The organism is Nonomuraea sp. NPDC050790, assembly GCF_044456745.1.
In the GTDB taxonomy this organism is placed as follows: domain Bacteria; phylum Actinomycetota; class Actinomycetes; order Streptosporangiales; family Streptosporangiaceae; genus Nonomuraea.
The window spans coordinates 82,404-99,489 of record NZ_JBITGF010000010.1 but is presented as its reverse complement, the minus strand read 5'-3'; the positions used below and the strand labels follow the sequence as shown (position 1 = coordinate 99,489).

The window sequence follows — 17,086 nt, the reverse complement described above, 5'->3', positions numbered from 1 at the left end:
GGAACAATGCCGAAGATCGAATCCTTGGTTTAGCTGAGCTAAGGAGTGCGATGGAGTTCAGGCAGGTGGAGACGTTCGTCGTCGTGAGCGAGGAGCTCCACTTCGCGCGGGCCGCCGAGCGGCTGTACCTGTCGCCGGGCCGGGTCAGCCAGATCATCCGCTCGCTGGAGGACTCGATCGGGGCCCGGCTGTTCGAGCGGACCAGCCGCAGCGTCCGGCTGACCCCGCTGGGCGAGCGCTTCCTCGCCGACCTGCGCCCGGCCTACGAGGGCCTGCGGGGCGCGGTGAACCGCGCCAGATCGTCCGTCAGGAGCGTGTACGGCGTGCTCCGCGTCGGATTCCTCAGCACGCCCGGCGAGGTCGTCACGAGGGCCGTGCGCGCCTTCGAGGAGCGTTATCCGGAGTGCGCGGTCGAGCTGGTGGAGGTCCCGCTGGCCAACCCGTTCGGCAAGGTGCGCGAGGGTGTGGTGGATCTCACGTTCACCCTGCTCCCGGTCGCCGAGCACGATCTGGAGACGAGCGTGGGCCTGAACCGGGTGCCTTTGAAGCTGGCCCTGGCGCCGACGCATCCGCTGGCCGGGCGCGTGTCGATCGACGCCGAGGAACTGGCCGGCGTGCCGCTGGTCGGCGTCGAGGGCCCGGCGCCGCGCTACTGGAGGGAGCTGACGGCTCCGGTGCGCACGCCCGGCGGCCTGCCCATCCCGGCGGCCGGCGCCGTCTCCACGAGCCAGGAGGGCCTGACCGAGGTCGCGCTGAACCGGGGGAGCATGCTGTTCTGCACCCCGACGGCGGCGTACCTGGGGCGCGACGACGTGCGGTTCGTCCCGATGACGGGTATGCCGGACTCGGTGCTCGGCCTGGTGTGGCCGAGGGCGCGGCGGACGGCGGCGGTGACCGCCTTCGCCGAGGTGGCGGCCGACCGAAATGCCGGTGACGTGGCAGTAAACCTACAGAGAGTGACCGGATGAATGGGTGATGACACCCGCCTGACGGCCTGGGTAAGGGGTCGTGTCCAGGGCGTGGGCTTCCGCTGGTGGACCCGCGCGCGGGCGCTGGAGCTGGGCCTGGCGGGCTGGGCGCGCAACATGGACGACGGCCGCGTGGAGGTCGTGGCGGAGGGGTCCCGAGAGGCCTGCGTCAAGCTGCTTGAGCTGCTACGAGGTTGCGACACGCCGGGCAAGGTGACGGGAGTAGTGGAACGGTGGAGCGAACCCCGAGGTAGTTTGGTCGGGTTTATAGAGAGGTAGACCCTTTCGTTAAACCCCCCAAATAGGGTATATTTGTATGTCGGGAGTGCCCATCGGTGCGTCTCTGCGGTGCGTTCGACTTGACCGCCCACACTGCCGGTGCGACTCTTGTTAGGTACCACGCGCACCCCTCCCGCGGAATAGAAGTGCGCGAACCAGTCTGGTCACTCAGCGTGGAGGACCCTTAACCATGGCGAAGGCTCTACTCGGCCACGTCGGCGGTCCTGACCCTCGGATGGTCTCGGAGATGCGCCGTCTGCAGCAGCGTATTCGGGATCTGGAGGCAGAACTCATCCGGCTCCAGGCCCAGAATGACGCTCTTGCGGCGCAGACCCGTGACGAGGCTCGGGGCCGTTTGCAGGAGCGCGAGCCGGCACTCACCTGAGTGATCGGAGCGCTACATCTAGGGACGTCTCGGAGAGGCGTCCCTTGCTATTTGTCCACATTTCTCATCTAGTTCACGTTGGCGATCCGCGGGTGTCGTGACACGCGCGGATAACCGCCCTCACCCGTCTTGCCGTATCGCAGACTGGTTCTTAGCACGAGCCCAAGGGCAGAGACCAGTAGGCTTTCCGGAACGCAGTCCACGGGAGGGGGGTCATCGGGGTGTACCTGAAGGCCCTCACCCTGCGTGGATTCAAGTCGTTCGCCTCGGCCACCGCGCTGCGCCTCGAACCGGGCATCACCTGCGTCGTCGGCCCCAACGGGTCCGGCAAGTCCAACGTCGTCGACGCCCTGGCCTGGGTCATGGGCGAGCACAGCGCCAAGTCGCTGCGCGGCGGCAAGATGGAGGACGTGATCTTCGCCGGCACCTCCAGCCGGCCGCCGCTCGGCCGCGCCGAGGTCACGCTGACGATCGACAACTCCGACGGAGCGCTGCCGATCGACTACACCGAGGTGACGATCAGCCGCCTGATGTTCAGGAGCGGCCAGTCCGAGTACGCGATCAACGGCGACACGTGCCGCCTGCTCGACATCCAGGAGCTGCTGTCCGACTCGGGCATCGGCAGGGAGATGCACGTCATCGTCGGCCAGGGCCAGCTCGACGCCGTGCTCCACGCCGGTCCCGAGGACCGCCGGGCGTTCATCGAAGAGGCCGCGGGCGTGCTCAAGCACCGCAAGCGCAAGGAAAAGGCGCTGCGCAAGCTCGACGCGATGCAGGCCAACCTCACCCGGGTCCAGGATCTCGCCACCGAGCTGCGCCGCCAGCTCAAGCCGCTGGGCCGCCAGGCGGAGATCGCCCGCAAGGCCGCCGTCATCCAGGCCGACCTGCGCGACGCCAGGCTGCGGCTGCTGGCCGACGACGTCGGCATCCTGCGCGACACGCTGCGCAGGGAGGCGGCCGACGAGGCGGCGATCCAGGCCCGCCGTACCCAGGTCGAGACCGAGCTGGCGCAGGGCCAGGAGCGCGAGGCCGCGCTGGAGGAGGCCGAGGCGCAGGCCCAGCCGCGGCTGTCGGCCGCGCAGGAGACCTTCTTCCGGCTCTCGTCCCTGCGCGAGCGCATCAGCGGGCTGGAGCAGCTCGCCGCCGAACGCCACCGCCACGCCGTGGACGCCGCGGCCATCGAACGGCGCGGCCGCGACCCCGAGGAACTGGAACGCGAGGCCGCGTCGGCCCGCGAGCAGGAGCTCATCCTCAACGCCGAGCTGGAGCAAGCCCAGGAGCTGCTGGAGGAGTCCGTCCAGCGCAGGGCCGAGGCCGAGGCCGCGCTGAGCGGCGAGGAGCAGCGCCTGGCCATGGCCGCGCGCGCCCAGGCCGACCGCCGCGAGGGCCTGGCCAGGCTGCGCGGCAAGGTCGACTCCGCGCGCAGCCGGGCCCGTGCCGCCGACGAGGAGATCGGCCGCCTGGCGCAGGCCGTCTTCGACGCCGCCGAGCGCGAGCGGGCGGGACGGCTGGAGCTGGAGGAGCGGCAGCGCGCCGAGCCCGCCGCCGACCCCGCTCTGGCCGAGGAGCTGGCCACCGCGCAGGCTCTGGTCGAGGAGGCCAAGGCGGTCGCCGACGAGGCCCGCGCCGCCGTGGAGGAGTCCAGGTCGGGGCTCGAGGTCCCGCGCGCCGCGCTCAAGGCCGCCACCTCGGCGGTGGGTACGGCCCGCGCCGCCGACCAGCAGGCCCAGCGCGCCGTCGCGAGCCTCCAGGCCAGGCGCGAGGCGCTCGAACTCGGCCTGAGCAAAGGCGCCGACGGCGGCGCCACGCTGCTGGAGGCCGGACTGGCAGGCATCCTCGGGCCGCTGGCCGCCGACCTGACCGTGGCGCCGGGCGCGGAGCTGGCCGTGGCCGCCGTCCTGGGCCCGGTGGCCGAGGCGATCGCGGTGAAGTCGCTCGACACCGCGGTGGAGTCCTTCGAGCTCCTGCGCGCGGGGGAGGGCGGCCACGCGACCATCCTGATCGCGGGCGAGGGCCGCGCCGCATCCCGGCCCGCACTCGAAGGGCCCGGCGTGTGGGCGGCCGAGCTGGTGACCGTGCCCGACCATCTCAGGGCGGCCGTCGACCACGTGCTGGCCGGTGTCGTGGTGACCGACGACCTGGCCGCGGCCAAGGCGCTGGTCGAGCGCCGGCCCGAGCTGAGGGCCGTGACCAGGCAGGGCGACCTGGTGGGCGTCCACCTGGCCGACGGCGGCGCGGTGGGCGGCTCGTCGGTCCTGCAGATGCGCGCTGCCCTCGACCAGGCCGCCGCCGACCTGGAGGCGGCCCAGGTCACCGCGGAGCAGAGCGCCGCCGGCTTCGAGGCGGCCGTGGAGGCCGAGCACGAGGCTCAGGCCCGGCTCGAAGCCGCCCAGGCGCGCGTCACCGAGGCCCAGACCGCCGTCACCACCGCGCAGTCCGGCCTCAGCGCCGCCCAGGGCACGCTCGACCAGGTCAGGGGCAGGCAGCGGGAGGCCGACCAGCGCAACGCCGCCGCCGCCAAGCGCCTGGCCCAGCTCGAGGCCGCCGCCCAGGCCGCCGCCGACGAGGCCGCCCGCCTGGCCAAGAGCGTGGCCACCGCCGAGGAGGCGCGGGCCGAGGCGCTCGAAGAGGTGGCCGAGCTGGAGATCCGGCTGGCCGAGGCCGAGTACGCGGGCGAGCTGGAGTCCGAGCCCACCACCGACACCCGTGACGAGCTGGCCGAGGCCACCAACCTCGCCAGGCAGCGTGAGATGGAGACCCGCCTGCAGGTCCGCACCGCTGAGGAGCGGGTCAAGGGCATCGAGGGCAGGGCCGACGGCCTGCTGCGCGCCGCTGAGCGCGAGCGCCAGGAGCGCGCCCAGGCCGCCGCCCAGCGGGCCAGGCGCCGCAGGCAGGCCGTCGTGGCCGAGGCCGTGGCCAAGGGCGCCAAGCGGGTGCTGGCGACTCTGGCCGGCTCGATCGAGCTGGCCTCGCGCGAGCGCGACGCGGCCGACCTGGCCAGGGTCGCGATCGACGCCGAACTCAAGCAGGTACGCCTGCGCGTGCGCGAGCTGTCGCAGGAGCTCGACAAGCTGGTCAACCGGGTCCACGGCAGCGAGGTGGCCAGGACCGAGCAGCGGCTCCGGTTGGAGCAGATGGAGCAGCGGGCGCTCGACGAGTTCGGCGTGGAAGCAGAGGCGCTGATCTCCGAGTACGGCCCGCAGGCTCCGGTCCCAGGGGATCCGCCGACGCCGTACGTCCGGGAGGAGCAGGAGAAGCGCGCCAGGATCGCCGAGAAGCAGATGCACCAGCTCGGCAAGGTCAACCCGCTGGCGCTGGAGGAGTTCGCGGCGCTGGAGGAGCGCCACGCCTTCCTCAACAGCCAGCTCGAAGACCTCAAGAAGACCAGGCGCGAGCTGATGACCGTCGTCCAGGAGGTCGACAACCGGGTCGAGGCGATGTTCGCCTCCGCCTACGAGGACGTGGCCCGCGAGTTCGAGCAGATCTTCACCCGCGTCTTCCCCGGCGGCGACGGGCGGCTGGTGCTCACCGACCCCTCCGACATGCTGACGACCGGCATCGAGGTCGAGGCCAGGCCGCCGGGCAAGAAGGTCAAGCGGCTGTCGCTGCTGTCGGGCGGCGAGCGGTCGCTGACGGCGGTGGCGTTCCTGATCTCCATCTTCAAGGCGCGGCCGTCGCCGTTCTATGTGATGGACGAGGTCGAGGCGGCGCTCGACGACACCAACACGCAGCGGCTGCTGACGCTTTTCGAGGAGTTGCGGCAGAGTTCGCAGCTCATCGTGATCACGCACAACAAGCGCACGATGGAGATCGCCGACGCTCTCTACGGCGTCTCCATGCGGGGTGACGGCGTCACCCAGGTCGTCAGTCAGCGGCTGCGGGAGCGCGAGAGCGCCTGACGCGCCCGTGCCGAGGGCGCGAGCATGCGGGCCGATCTGGAAAACTGACTTGTTGTGGATGGTTACCTGGGCATCATCGTGATCGTGGTCGTCGTCGCCCTGCTGGCGGCAGGCGGCCTTTTCCTGCTGTTCAGGCCGGGTGGCAAGGGTGCGCCGCCGGTCGAGCCGCCGGAGACGATCCCGCTTCCCGAGGAGAAGGAGAAGCGGCCCGCCGGAGGTGGTGAGGAGCCCGATGGCGCCACCACCACCCTGCCGCCTCCTGCCGAGGTCAAGCCCGAGCCCAAGCCAGAGGTCAAGCCCGAGGTCGAGGTGCCGCCGCCGTCGGCGGGCCGGATGGTGCGGCTGCGCTCGCGGCTGGCCCGCTCGCAGAGCGCGCTCGGCCGCGGCCTGCTGGAGCTGCTCTCGCGCGACCGCCTCGACGACGAGGTGTGGGACGAGATCGAGGAGAGCCTGATCACCGCCGACGTCGGCGTCGCGCCGACCCAGGTGATGGTCGAGGAGCTGAAGACCAAGGTCAAGGTGCTGGGCAGCCGTACGCCGCAGGAGGTGCGCGGGCTGCTGCGCGAGCAGTTGCTGACGCAGGTCAACCCCGACCTCGACCGGACGCTGCACATCGCCAAGCACGGCGAACGGCCCGCGGTCGTGCTCGTCGTCGGCGTCAACGGCACCGGCAAGACCACCACGACCGGCAAGCTGGCCCGCTCGCTCGTGGGCGACGGCAAGAAGGTCGTGCTCGGCGCCGCCGACACCTTCCGCGCCGCCGCGGCCGAGCAGTTGCAGACCTGGGGCGACCGGGTGGGCGCCGAGGTCGTGCGCGGGCCCGAGGGCGGCGATCCCGCGTCGGTGGCCTTCGACGCGACGGCCAAGGGCACCGCGGACAAGGCGGACGTCGTGATCGTCGACACCGCGGGCCGCCTGCACACCAAGACCGGGCTCATGGACGAGCTGGGCAAGGTCAAGCGCGTCATCGAGAAGAAGGCCACGGTCGACGAGGTCCTGCTCGTGCTCGACGCCACGACCGGCCAGAACGGCATGCGGCAGGCCCAGGTGTTCGCCGAGGTGGTCAACATCACGGGCATCGCGCTGACCAAGCTCGACGGCACGGCCAAGGGCGGCATCGTGATCTCGGTGCAGCGCGAGCTGGGGGTGCCGGTCAAGCTGGTGGGGCTGGGCGAGGGTCCCGACGACCTGGCGCCGTTCGATCCGGAGGTCTTCGTCGACGCGATCTTGGGTGACGACTGAGGCTTTTGGTGGGTTTTCGGACGCTCCATGGGGTTCCGTGGAGCGTCTCCTTATTTGGTGGGTAATGACCCTTACCCCGCAGGTCTTGATCTCCGACTTGGCCGTGTGTTCACATGAGTCGGTCACCCAGAGATCGCGGACGCATTCGGAACGTCCGCGTCATGAGGTGTGTGCGGAGTGGAAGGGCAAGAATGAAAAAGGTCGTCGTTCACAAGCCGGGAACAGTAAAGCCTGCAGGCGTCGACGCGCCGCGGCACAAGAACTGATCTCAAAGGGCGGTCGCGTCTCCCGCAGCGGGGGGACGCGGGCCGCCCTTCGGCTTGGAGACGGACCTGGTGAACCTTCCGACCATCGACGCCGACCGGCGCCCGCGCGGTCCCTACACGTTCGGAGCCGCGCTCCTCGACGCGCTCGTGCCGGTGGCGCGGCCCGAGCTGGTGGCCGCCCACGACATCGAGATCAGGGCCGCCGCGCCGCACCTCGCGTCCCTGGTGCCGCGCCGCCGGGGCTCCCTGGCCGACGACCTGCCGCGCGAGCAGCGCATCCTGATCCCCGGCGCGGGGCGTACGCTGCGGCTGGCCAACGGGCTGGCCGAGTTCGTCCGCGACTGTCTGGCCGGGACCGGGCCGCTGGCCGTCACGGTGGCGAACCTGGCCGAGGCCGACCCGACCGACGCCCAACTGGTCGAGGTGCTGCGGCGGCGCGTACCCGAGCTGGAGATCACCGAGGTGGCCGGGCGGCCGGTTGAGGGGCCGTTCGCCGCCGACTACGACCGCTTCCGCGACGAGGGCTTCCACCACGCCATGGCCGAGGCCGGGCTGGACGAGCTGGCCCGGCTCGGACACGACGACGACCCCGAGCGCTGGTGGACGCTGCTGCACCGCACCACCGCCGCGCTGGAGGCGATCGGCCGCGAGGGCGAGGCCAGGCGGCTGTACGAGACGGCCAGGCGGGTGAGCACCGAGCCCCGCCACCGGGCCACCGTGGCCTGCTCGATCGCGATGCTGTACGTCCGCCACCACGACCCCGGCCTGCGCGACCCCGAGGAGGCGCTGGCCTGGATCAACGAGGCGATCACCATCACCTCGCTGCTGCCCGACCGCCGCGAGCGCGCCTTCCACCTCGGCTTCGACCTCAACGGCAAGGCCCTCATCGAGGTACGGCGGGGCCGCCCGGCCGCCGCCCTGACCCTGGTCGAGCGGGCCGTCGAGCTGGCCGAGCGCGACCTGCCGCCGGACCTGCACCCGATCCACCGGCTGGTGCTGCGCGCCAACCGCGGCCAGCTCCTCGGCGCCCTGGGCCGCACGGACGAGGCGCTGGCCGACTACGCCGCCGCGATCGCCGCCGACCCCGGCTACCCCGACTACTACCTCGACCGCGGCACGCTCCTGCACAGGCTCGGGCGGCTCGACGAGGCGGTCGCCGACTACGAGAGCGCGATGCGGGTCAGCCCGCCCTTCCCCGAGCCGTACTACAACCGGGCCGAGGTCCGCTACGCGCGCGGCGACCTGGCCGGCGCGCTGGCCGACCTGGACTACGCGCTGGAGCTGGATCCGGGGTTCGCGCCCGCGTACGTCAACCGGGCCGGGCTGCGGATCGCCCTCGGGGACCAGGCCGGGGCGCGGGAGGACGTGGTGGCGGGGCTGGGGCTGACGCCGCGGGAGCCGTACCTGCTGTGTGTGCTGGGGCAGGTCGAGCAGGCGGCGGGGCGGCGGGCGGCGGCCAGGGCGGCCTTCGACGGCGCGCTGGAGCTGGACGGCGGACTGGCGGCGGCGTGGGCGGGGCGCGGCGGGCTGTCGTTCGAGGAGGGCGCGCACGAGGCGGCGGTCGCGGACCTGACGCGCGCTCTGGAGCTGGGGGAGAAGATGGAGTTGCTGTTCAACCGGGCGCTGGCGCTGCGCGCGGCGGGACGTGAGCGGGAGGCGCGGGCGGACCTGGCCAGGGCGGCGCTGCTGGACCCGGACGACCCGGACGTCCAGCGCGAGCTCGGCCGGTAGCTAGCGGTGCGAGCCGATCGGGACGACCAGCGGGGTGCCGGCCACGGGGTCGGTGATGACCTTGGAGTCGAGGTCGAAGACCTCCCTGATCAGCTCCTCGGTCAGCACCTCGTGCGGGGTGCCCGCCGCGACCACGCTGCCGTCGCGCATCGCCACCAGCCGGTCGGCGTAGCGCGCGGCCAGGTTGAGGTCGTGCAGGACCATCACGATGGTACGGCCGGCCTGCGCGTGCAGATGCCGCACCAGCTCCAGCACCTCCACCTGGTGGGCCAGGTCGAGGAAGGTCGTCGGCTCGTCCAGCAGCAGCAGGTCGGTGCCCTGGGCCAGCGCCATGGAGATCCACGCCCGCTGCCGCTGCCCGCCGGACAGCTCGTCCAGGGGCCGCTCGGCGAGGTCGGACAGGCCGGTCATGTGCAGCGCGACGCCCACGGCCTTCTCGTCGTCGGAGGACCACTGGCGGTACCAGGTCTGGTGTGGGTGCCGGCCCCTGGCCACGAGGTCGGCGACGGTGAGGCCCTCGGGGGCCGAGGGCGACTGGGGCAGCACGGTGAGGATCCGCGCCACTTCCTTGGTAGCGATCGTGGAGATCTTCTTGCCGTCCAGCAGCACCTCGCCGCCGGCCGGCTTGAGCAGCCGGCCGAGGGCGCGCAGCAGCGTGGACTTGCCGCAACCGTTGGGACCGATGATCGTGGTCACGGTTCCCGCCTCGACTCCGAGGTCGAGCCCGTCCACGATGACGCGGTCGCCGTACCCGAGTTTGACGTCAACGGCCTGCAGTCTCATGTGCGCCCCTTACGGATGCGGATCAGAAGGTAGATCAGATACGGTGCCCCGAGCACGGCCGTGACCACCCCGACCGGCAGTTCGATGGGGGAGAAGGCGGTGCGGGCGAGCAGGTCGGCGCCGGCGGTGAGCACGGCGCCGACGATCGCCGACGACAGCAGCGGCGGCTGGGCCGAGCGGATCAGCCGCAGCGCGATCTGGGGAGAGGCCAGCGCGACGAAGGCCACCGGTCCCGCCGAGGCGGTGGCCACGGCCGCCAGCAGCACCGCGGCCAGGATCATCAGGGCCCTGGACAGGTTCATGCGCACGCCGAGCGCGGTGACGGTGTCGTCGGAGAAGCGCAGGGCGTTGAGCGAGCGGGTGCCGAGCAGGGTCAGCGGAATCAGCACGGCCAGCGCCAGCGCGACCGGGATCACGTGCTCCCAGCCCCGCCCGTTGAGCGAGCCGCTGATCCAGACCATGGCCTGGGCGGTGTCGTTGACGTCGCCGATGGTCATCAGCCAGTACTTGACGTTGGTGAAGACGGCGGCCACGCCGATGCCGACCAGGACGAGGCGGTAGCCGTCGAGGCCGCGGCGCCAGGCCAGGCCGTAGACGATCACGGCGCCGAGCAGGCCGCCCAGCAGGGCCAGCACCGGCATGCCCACGGTGGACAGCAGCCCGCTGACGCCGCCGTGGACGCTGCCGCTGACCACCACGCCGGCCACCACGGTGACCGAGGCGCCGGTGGTGACGCCGAGGATCTCCGGGCTGGCCAGCGGGTTGCGGGCGATCGACTGGATGATCGCGCCGGACAGCGCCAGCGCCGCGCCGACCAGCGCGCCGGTCAGCGCCCTGGGCAGGCGCAGCTCCATGATGACGAAGTGGGCGGGGCTGGCGGCGTCGAAGGTGGCGCCGAAGACCTCCTGGAGCGACATGGGCAGGTCGCCGATGCGCATGTTCAGCGCCATGAGCAGCACCAGCAGGACCATGCCGCCGAACGTGACGGCGACGCCGCGCAGCCGTACCTGCCAGGACAGGCCGGCGAGTCTGAGCGCGTGGGAGGTCACAGCCGCACCGGCTTCCTGCGGCGGACCAGCGCCACGAAGAAGGGCGCGCCGAGCAGCGCGAGCACCACGCCGACCTCCAGCTCGCCGGGCGGGGCCACGACGCGGCCGATCACGTCGCCGAGCAGCAGGAGCGAGGCGCCGATCAGCCCCGAGTACGGCAGCAGCCACCGATGGTCGGTCCCCGACACGCGGCGGGCCAGGTGCGGCACGATCAGGCCGATGAACGACAGCGAGCCGCACGCGGCGACGGCGGCGCCGGTCAGCAGTGTCACGGCGGCGACGCCGACCGCCCTGGTGAGGGCGATGTTCTGGCCGAGGCTGCGGGCCACGTCCTCGCCCAGGGACAGGGCATTGAGCCCGGAGGCGTTCATCAGGGCCAGGATCAGGCCGGCCGCCACGAACGGCAGCACCTGCCAGACCACCTCGGAGCCGCGAGCGGCGATGGAGCCGGACTGCCAGAAGCGGAAGACGTCCATGGCCTGCTCGTCGAGCAGCACCATCGCCGAGGTGAGGGCGTAGAGGAAGGCGCTGACGGCGGTGCCGGCCAGGGCGAGCGTGACCGGGGTGGGCCCGCCGCGCCCGCCGACCATGCCGAGGGCGAAGACGCCGACGCTGGCGACGAGCGCGCCGGCCAGGCCGAACCAGATGTAGCCGAGCAGGCTGGAGGCGCCGAGGAAGATGATCGAGGCGACCATGGCGAAGGCGGCGCCCTGGGTGACGCCGAGCAGGCCGGGGTCGGCGAGCGGGTTGCGGGTGTGGCCCTGCATGAGCGCGCCGGCGACGCCGAGGGCGATCCCGGCCAGGATGCCGAGCGCGGTGCGTGGCACCCGCAGCGAGCGGATGATGATGTCGCTCTCGGTGCCGGTCGGCGAGGTCAGGGCGTGCCAGGCGCCGGTGATCGGCACCGCCTTGGCGCCGATGGTAATGCTCAGCACGATCGCGAGCACGAGTACCCCCGTCAGCCCGATCAGCCAGGTCAGGCGGCGTTGACGGATCCGAGGAAGCTTCACGGCGGTGGTCGCCACCATGCCTTCCTCCTACTCATTTGCCCGATCCTGGTGAAGTATGCCAGCTTAGGCAGGGCTAACCTAATTTAGGGTTACCTTAATCGGAGAGGGACATCATGAAAGCGTTCCGTGCGGTCGCGGTAGCCGTACTGGCGATGGGGCTCGCCGCCTGCGGCGGGCAGGCCGAGGCTCCCAAGGCCGCTGAGAGCGCGCAGGCGCCGTTCCGCGTCATCAAGCACGCGATGGGCGAGACGAAGATCCCGACGCAGCCCAAGCGCGTCGTCGCGCTCGACCAGAGCTTCGTCGACGCGGTCCTGACGTTGCAGACGCCGGTCGTCGGCTACACGACTTATCGGGCGATCGACGACAAGCTGCCCGCCTACCTGGGCGCCGTGGCCGCCGAGTACGGCAAGGAGGCCACCCCGGTCGGCACGCTGGAGCAGCCCAGCCTTGAGAAGATCATGGCGCTCAAGCCTGATTTGATCGTCTCGGCGAAGGTCCGGCACAAGGACCTCTACGACAAGCTCGCCAAGATCGCCCCGACCGTCTTCAGCGAGACCACCGGCGCCATCTGGAAGCAGAACCTCGTCCTCATGGGCCAGGCGCTGGGCAAGGAGTCGCTGGCCGAGGAGACGCTCAAGAAGTTCGAGGAGCGCGCGGGCAAGATCGGGGCGGCGATCAAGGAGAAGGACGGCAAGCTGCCCACCGTCTCCGTGGTCCGCTTCGCCGGCGAGCCCGAGGTCCGGCTCTACGTCGAGAACTCCTACTCCGGCGTCGTGCTGAAGGACGTGGGCTTCCCGCGTCCGGCCGGTCAGCCGAAGGACCCGAACCAGATCATGGTCCCGATCAGCCAGGAGCGCATCGCCGAGCTGGACGCCGACCACATCTTCGTCTCCACCTACGCCGACCCGACGGCGGAGGCGCCCAAGCAGAAGTTCGTCACCAACCCGCTGTGGAACAAGCTCAAGGGCGCCAAGCACGACGTCGCCGACCTCACCTGGATGAGCGCGGTCGGCATCCAGGGCGCGCACGGCATCCTGGACGACCTGGCGAAGTTCTTCGCCGTGGACCCGGCCAGGGACGCCTAACCGCCCAGGAAGGCGCGCAGCTCGGCCAGATGCGGCTGGACGTCCAGGCCCTGGGCCTCCAGCCACGCGTCGTCGCAGTAGGTGCCGGCGTAGCGCTCGGCGCCGTCGCAGATCAGCGTGACCACGCTGCCCTGGTCGCCCTCGGCCCGCATCTCCTTGATGAGGTCGACGCAGGCGGCGATGTTGGTCCCGGTGGAGGCGCCGACCGGGCGGCCGGTGACCTCGTGGACCCAGCGCATCCCGGCGGCCGAGCGGGCGTCGGGCACCTGGATCATGCGGTCGATCACGTCCGGCTGGAAGGACGGCTCCACCCTGGGGCGGCCGATGCCCTCGATGCGCGAGCCGGTCGCGGTCCTCGTCCAGTCGCGCTCGGCCCAGGCCGGGTAGAAGGCCGAGCCCTCCGGGTCGGCGACGGCCAGGCGCGTGTGGTGGCGGCGGTAGCGGATGTAGCGGCCGATCGTGGCCGAGGTGCCGCCGGTGCCCGCGCCGACCACGATCCAGGCCGGCTCGGGGTGCGGCTCCAATGAGAGCTGGCTGAAGATCGACTCGGCGATGTTGTTGTTGCCGCGCCAGTCGGTGGCCCGCTCGGCGTAGGTGAACTGGTCCATGAAGTGGCCGCCGGTCTCGGCGGCCAGCCGGTGCGACTCCTCGTAGATCGCCGACGGCTCGTCGACCAGGTGGCACTTGCCGCCGTAGAACTCGATGAGGGCGATCTTCTCGGGGGAGGTGGTCGCCGGCATCACCGCGATGAACGGCAGGCCGATCAGGCGGGCGAAGTAGGCCTCGCTGACCGCGGTCGAGCCGCTGGACGCCTCGACGATCGTGGTTCCGGGGCCGATCCAGCCGTTGGCGAGGCCGTACAGGAACAAAGAGCGGGCGAGCCGGTGTTTGAGTGAACCCGTCGGGTGCACCGACTCGTCTTTCATATAGAGGTTTACGCCCCATCGCGCGGGCAGCGGAAAGACGTGGAGATGGGTGTCACTACTGCGATTGGTGTCAGCTTCGACCGTCCGGACGGCCTCGGCCACCCAGTGCCGGGCGCCGGAATCGTGGCGGTCGACGAAGTCCATGGTCCATACGCTATCTCATGTGACACTGGCCACTTTATCTGCGGAAATGGGTGGATAGTGTTACGATAATGAGACTAGTCCGGCCGTGGACGTGACTACGCACGCCGCGAGCAGTAGGACTGTTCACCTCCCTGACCAGGCAGAACCGTTTAACGCGGCCCTTACGAGGGCTTTGCGAGCATGGAGCTGCTGTCTGGCGGCTCGTGCCGAAACGGGGGATAGCGCAAGGGGGAATGATTTGATCACGATGACCGAAGAGCAGCGTCAGGACTGGTTCGAGCGCGATGTCGTTCCCGTGACCTCGCAGCTGTTCGCCTCCGCGATGCGCCTTACCCGCAACACCGCCGACGCGGAGGACCTCGTCCAGGAGACGGTGGCCAAGGCGTACACGTCCTACCACCAGTTCCGCGAGGGCACCAACCTCAAGGCGTGGCTGCACCGCATCCTCACCAACAACTTCATCAACGACTACCGCAAGAAGCAGCGCTCGCCCAAGCTCTCGGCCGCCGAGGAGGTCGAGGACTGGCAGCTTCACGCGGCCGAGTCGCACAGCTCCACCGGCCTGAAGTCCGCCGAGACCGAGGCCCTGGAGCGACTGCCCGACAGCTCCGTGATGAACGCGCTGCGCGCGCTGCCCGAGGACTTCCGCGTCGCCGTCTACCTGGCCGACGTCGAGGGCTTCGCCTACAAGGAGATCGCCGACCGGATGGGCACCCCCATCGGCACCGTGATGTCCCGGCTGCACCGCGGCCGCAAGCAGTTGCGCACCATGCTCGAGGAGTACGCGATCGAGGAAGGCGCCGTGCGCCTACCCGCCCAGCGGGCCGCCTAGGCCCATGTGGAGGCGGACCCGGAGCGTTCCGGCATCGTCCCGCATCTCCACCAGATCGCAGAGCTGACGACTGATCCAGAGCCCGTATCCCCGAGGGGATTCGGGCTCAGGTGGTATATAGCCCGGTAGCGGGTCGTCCAGGGCGCCGCCCGGGTCGGCGATCTCGCACACCAGCTCCCTGCCCGTGACCCACATCCTGATCGAGCCGTGGCCGGCGCCGTGCTCGACGCAGTTGGCGGCGATCTCCGAGACGCTGAGCACCAGCGAGGCGACCAGGCCGCGCTCCATGCCCGCCGCCCTGGCGTAGTCGGCCACCGCCTGCCTGAACCGCTTGAGCTCGTGGGCGGTGAAGCCCACCGAGGTCACCTGGCCGGTGGGGTCGGGCAGCGGGTGGCGGTCGCCGTCCAGGATCAGGTCGTGCGGCTCGACGAAGGCGTCGCTGGCGGCCTCGCCGTTCACGCTCGCCAGCAACGGGTGGGTGACGGCGCGGTAGTCGAGCGCGGCGGCCGGCGCCGTGCGCACGTCGTAGAGGCAGACCATGATCGCGGGCGCGGGGCCGAGCGCGGCGTTGAGCACCGAGTCGTAGCGGATCCACTCGCGGATCTCCCGCTCGCTCCTGCCCTGCCACGAGGGCTCGCCGACGATCAGCGTCGGGAGGTCCCTGGCGTACTCGTGGCAGGCGGCCAGCGTGCGGTGCGGATGCGCGTACCAGGAGGCGGCGATCCGGCTGTCGATGCGGCCCGCGTCGCGCCCCAGCGCGTCGGCCAGCAGGCGCAGCTTGCGCGAGCAGGTGACCGCCAGCACCCGCCGGCCCTCGTCGAGGGCGGCCCGCACGCGGGGGAGGACGAGGCGCAGGAAGCTCTCATCGGAGTCGTAGGGCATCCCTATGTGCCGTAGCGACTCGTGATTGGCCTGTGCCCGCGCGGGGTGCACGGCCGAAACGTAGCAAGCGGCCGGTGGGCTACGCAACGGCTATGAGCGCGACCGCACCGAGAGCGCAGGCGACCCCGGCCACCTGAATGGTGTGCAGCCGCTCGCCCAGCACGTATCTGGCCAGCAGAAGCGTGCTGGCCGGGTAGAGCGAGACCAGCACCGCGACCAGGCTGAGCATGCCCTCCTGCTTGGCCAGCAGGAACAGGACGTTGGCCGCCATGTCGAGCAGACCGGCCAGCGCGATGATGCGCCACGAGCCGGCCGTGGGCCGAAGCGAGCGCCTGGCCAGTACGGCCAGCAGCACTACCAGCGTCACCGAGGAGATTCTCGCGCCGACCAGCGGCCACAGCCCGGCGCCGTCGGGCGACAGGTCGAGCAGGATGAAGAAGCCGCCGAAGCCCGCCCCCGCGGCCAGGGCGATCAGCACCGACCCGGGCGAAGCGCCCTTGCCCGCGCCGCGGTCCTGGCTGACCAGCATCACCGCGGCCAGCGCGAGGACGATGCCGACCAGGGCTTGCGGGGCCGGGCGCTCACCCGTGGCCAGGCCGAACACCACCGGCAGCGTCGCGGAGGTGACCGCCGTGGTCGGCGCGACCACCGACATGGTCCCGGTGGCCAGCGCGCGGTAGAAGAGCACCAGCCCGGCGGCGCCGGCGACGCCCGCGCCCATGCCCCACCACAGCGCCTTCTGGTCGAACAGGCCGGGCAGCAGCGGCAGCAGGGCGAGGATGAGCGCCAGGCCGGCGACCTGGGACAGCGCCACCACCGCCAGCACCCGCGAGCGTCGCGTGGCCAGGCCGCCGCAGAAGTCGGCCGTGCCGTACACCACCGCGCAGACGGTCGCGAGGATCACCGCAGTCATGTCACAGCCTCCAGTTCACTCAGTTGAACTAAAAGTACATTGTGTAGAGTGCGACAGGCTACACTTTTTGTTCACTAGACTGCACTGCATGGAAGATCCGGAGACGATCAACGCGGCCATCGCCAACAACGTGCGGGCGCAGCGGGCCCATCGGGGCCTGACGCTCGACGCGCTGGCCGCCCGCTCGGGCGTGAGCAGGGGAATGCTGGTCCAGGTCGAACAGGCCAGGACCAACCCCAGCGTCTCCACGCTCACCCGGATCGCCTCCGCCCTCGGCGTCACCGTGGCGCGGCTGGTCGAGGTGGCCGACGTGCCGGTCGTGCGGGTCATCGGCAAGGACGACGTGGTCAGCTTCGAGATGGGCGCCTCGCGCGCCATGCTGCTGGTCGGCTCCGACGAGCCGCTGATCCTGGAGCTGTGGGACTGGCGGCTGGCCCCGGGCGAGCACCACGACGGCGACGCCCACCCGCCGGGCACCCGCGAGATGATCACCGTGCTGGCCGGCGAGCTGACCCTCACCGTGTACGACAAGAACCACACGGTGGGCACCGGAGACGCCGCCCTGTTCACCGCCGACCGGCCCCACCGCTATGCCAACAACGGGACAGAAGAGGTCAGAATGATCATGGTGGTGGCCGAGCCGCGCGTTGTTCACGACCAATAACGGCGAATGCCTTCCGGATGACCGCCCG

15 protein-coding genes are annotated in these 17,086 nt (G+C 71.1%); 9 read left to right on the top strand and 6 right to left on the bottom strand.

The genetic code is table 11. The features are described from left to right. Window positions 1-50: 50 nt before the first annotated feature. From ACIBEJ_RS41200 to ACIBEJ_RS41175, 6 genes are all read left to right on the top strand, one after another. Complete coding sequence (locus ACIBEJ_RS41200; protein WP_397188397.1) at window positions 51-968, top strand: LysR substrate-binding domain-containing protein; 918 nt, start codon at window positions 51-53, stop codon at window positions 966-968. After that, a complete protein-coding gene (locus ACIBEJ_RS41195; RefSeq protein WP_397188396.1) occupies window positions 969-1,247 on the top strand; it encodes an acylphosphatase in 279 nt (92 codons plus the stop codon). Window positions 1,248-1,437: 190 nt separating this feature from the next. Next, the gene (locus ACIBEJ_RS41190) at window positions 1,438-1,632 is read left to right on the top strand and encodes a hypothetical protein (protein ID WP_221340212.1); all 195 of its coding nucleotides are present in this window, start codon (window positions 1,438-1,440) and stop codon (window positions 1,630-1,632) included. 221 nt (window positions 1,633-1,853) lie between these two features. Next, on the top strand, window positions 1,854-5,531 hold the full coding sequence (gene smc, locus ACIBEJ_RS41185) for a chromosome segregation protein SMC (RefSeq protein ID WP_397188395.1): 3,678 nt from the start codon (window positions 1,854-1,856) through the stop codon (window positions 5,529-5,531). 54 nt (window positions 5,532-5,585) lie between these two features. Beyond that, complete coding sequence (ftsY, locus tag ACIBEJ_RS41180; RefSeq protein WP_397188394.1) at window positions 5,586-6,773, top strand: signal recognition particle-docking protein FtsY; 1,188 nt, start codon at window positions 5,586-5,588, stop codon at window positions 6,771-6,773. 335 nt (window positions 6,774-7,108) lie between these two features. Continuing rightward, the gene (locus ACIBEJ_RS41175) at window positions 7,109-8,770 is read left to right on the top strand and encodes a tetratricopeptide repeat protein (RefSeq protein WP_397188393.1); all 1,662 of its coding nucleotides are present in this window, start codon (window positions 7,109-7,111) and stop codon (window positions 8,768-8,770) included. Here ACIBEJ_RS41175 and ACIBEJ_RS41170 read toward each other — a convergent pair whose 3' ends face one another. The 3 genes from ACIBEJ_RS41170 to ACIBEJ_RS41160 are packed head-to-tail and all read right to left on the bottom strand — an operon-like array spanning window position 8,771 to window position 11,630. Continuing rightward, window positions 8,771-9,553 (bottom strand): ABC transporter ATP-binding protein, encoded by a 783-nt coding sequence (locus tag ACIBEJ_RS41170; RefSeq protein ID WP_397188392.1) that lies wholly within the window; start codon window positions 9,551-9,553, stop codon window positions 8,771-8,773. Beyond that, entirely contained in the window at window positions 9,550-10,602 is a 1,053-nt protein-coding gene (locus ACIBEJ_RS41165) for a FecCD family ABC transporter permease (protein WP_397188391.1), read from the bottom strand. Before ACIBEJ_RS41165 ends, ACIBEJ_RS41170 begins: the two co-directional genes overlap by 4 nt. After that, window positions 10,599-11,630 (bottom strand): FecCD family ABC transporter permease, encoded by a 1,032-nt coding sequence (locus tag ACIBEJ_RS41160; protein ID WP_397188390.1) that lies wholly within the window; start codon window positions 11,628-11,630, stop codon window positions 10,599-10,601. Before ACIBEJ_RS41160 ends, ACIBEJ_RS41165 begins: the two co-directional genes overlap by 4 nt. A 95-nt stretch (window positions 11,631-11,725) precedes the next feature. Between ACIBEJ_RS41160 and ACIBEJ_RS41155 the strand changes: the two genes are divergently transcribed. Then, window positions 11,726-12,697, top strand: coding sequence for an ABC transporter substrate-binding protein (locus tag ACIBEJ_RS41155; RefSeq protein WP_397188389.1), 972 nt, complete (start codon window positions 11,726-11,728; stop codon window positions 12,695-12,697). Here ACIBEJ_RS41155 and ACIBEJ_RS41150 read toward each other — a convergent pair. Further along, on the bottom strand, window positions 12,694-13,767 hold the full coding sequence (locus ACIBEJ_RS41150; RefSeq protein WP_397188388.1) for a PLP-dependent cysteine synthase family protein: 1,074 nt from the start codon (window positions 13,765-13,767) through the stop codon (window positions 12,694-12,696). The genes ACIBEJ_RS41155 and ACIBEJ_RS41150 overlap by 4 nt on opposite strands. A gap of 247 nt (window positions 13,768-14,014) precedes the next feature. Here ACIBEJ_RS41150 and ACIBEJ_RS41145 point away from each other — a divergent pair, with 247 nt between their 5' ends. Next, entirely contained in the window at window positions 14,015-14,599 is a 585-nt protein-coding gene (locus tag ACIBEJ_RS41145; protein WP_397188387.1) for a sigma-70 family RNA polymerase sigma factor, read from the top strand. On the opposite strand, the gene ACIBEJ_RS41140 is transcribed toward ACIBEJ_RS41145, so the two are convergent. Together ACIBEJ_RS41140 and ACIBEJ_RS41135 are read right to left on the bottom strand one after the other, a co-directional pair. Then, a complete protein-coding gene (locus tag ACIBEJ_RS41140) occupies window positions 14,576-15,481 on the bottom strand; it encodes an anti-sigma factor RsbA family regulatory protein (RefSeq protein WP_397188386.1) in 906 nt (301 codons plus the stop codon). The two genes, ACIBEJ_RS41145 and ACIBEJ_RS41140, sit on opposite strands and share 24 nt — an antisense overlap. Window positions 15,482-15,560: 79 nt before the next feature. Then, window positions 15,561-16,394, bottom strand: a complete 834-nt coding sequence (locus tag ACIBEJ_RS41135) for an EamA family transporter (RefSeq protein ID WP_397188385.1) — start codon at window positions 16,392-16,394, stop codon at window positions 15,561-15,563. A gap of 88 nt (window positions 16,395-16,482) precedes the next feature. Between ACIBEJ_RS41135 and ACIBEJ_RS41130 the strand changes: the two genes are divergently transcribed. Then, complete coding sequence (locus tag ACIBEJ_RS41130; protein ID WP_397188384.1) at window positions 16,483-17,058, top strand: helix-turn-helix domain-containing protein; 576 nt, start codon at window positions 16,483-16,485, stop codon at window positions 17,056-17,058. Window positions 17,059-17,086: the final 28 nt, after the last annotated feature.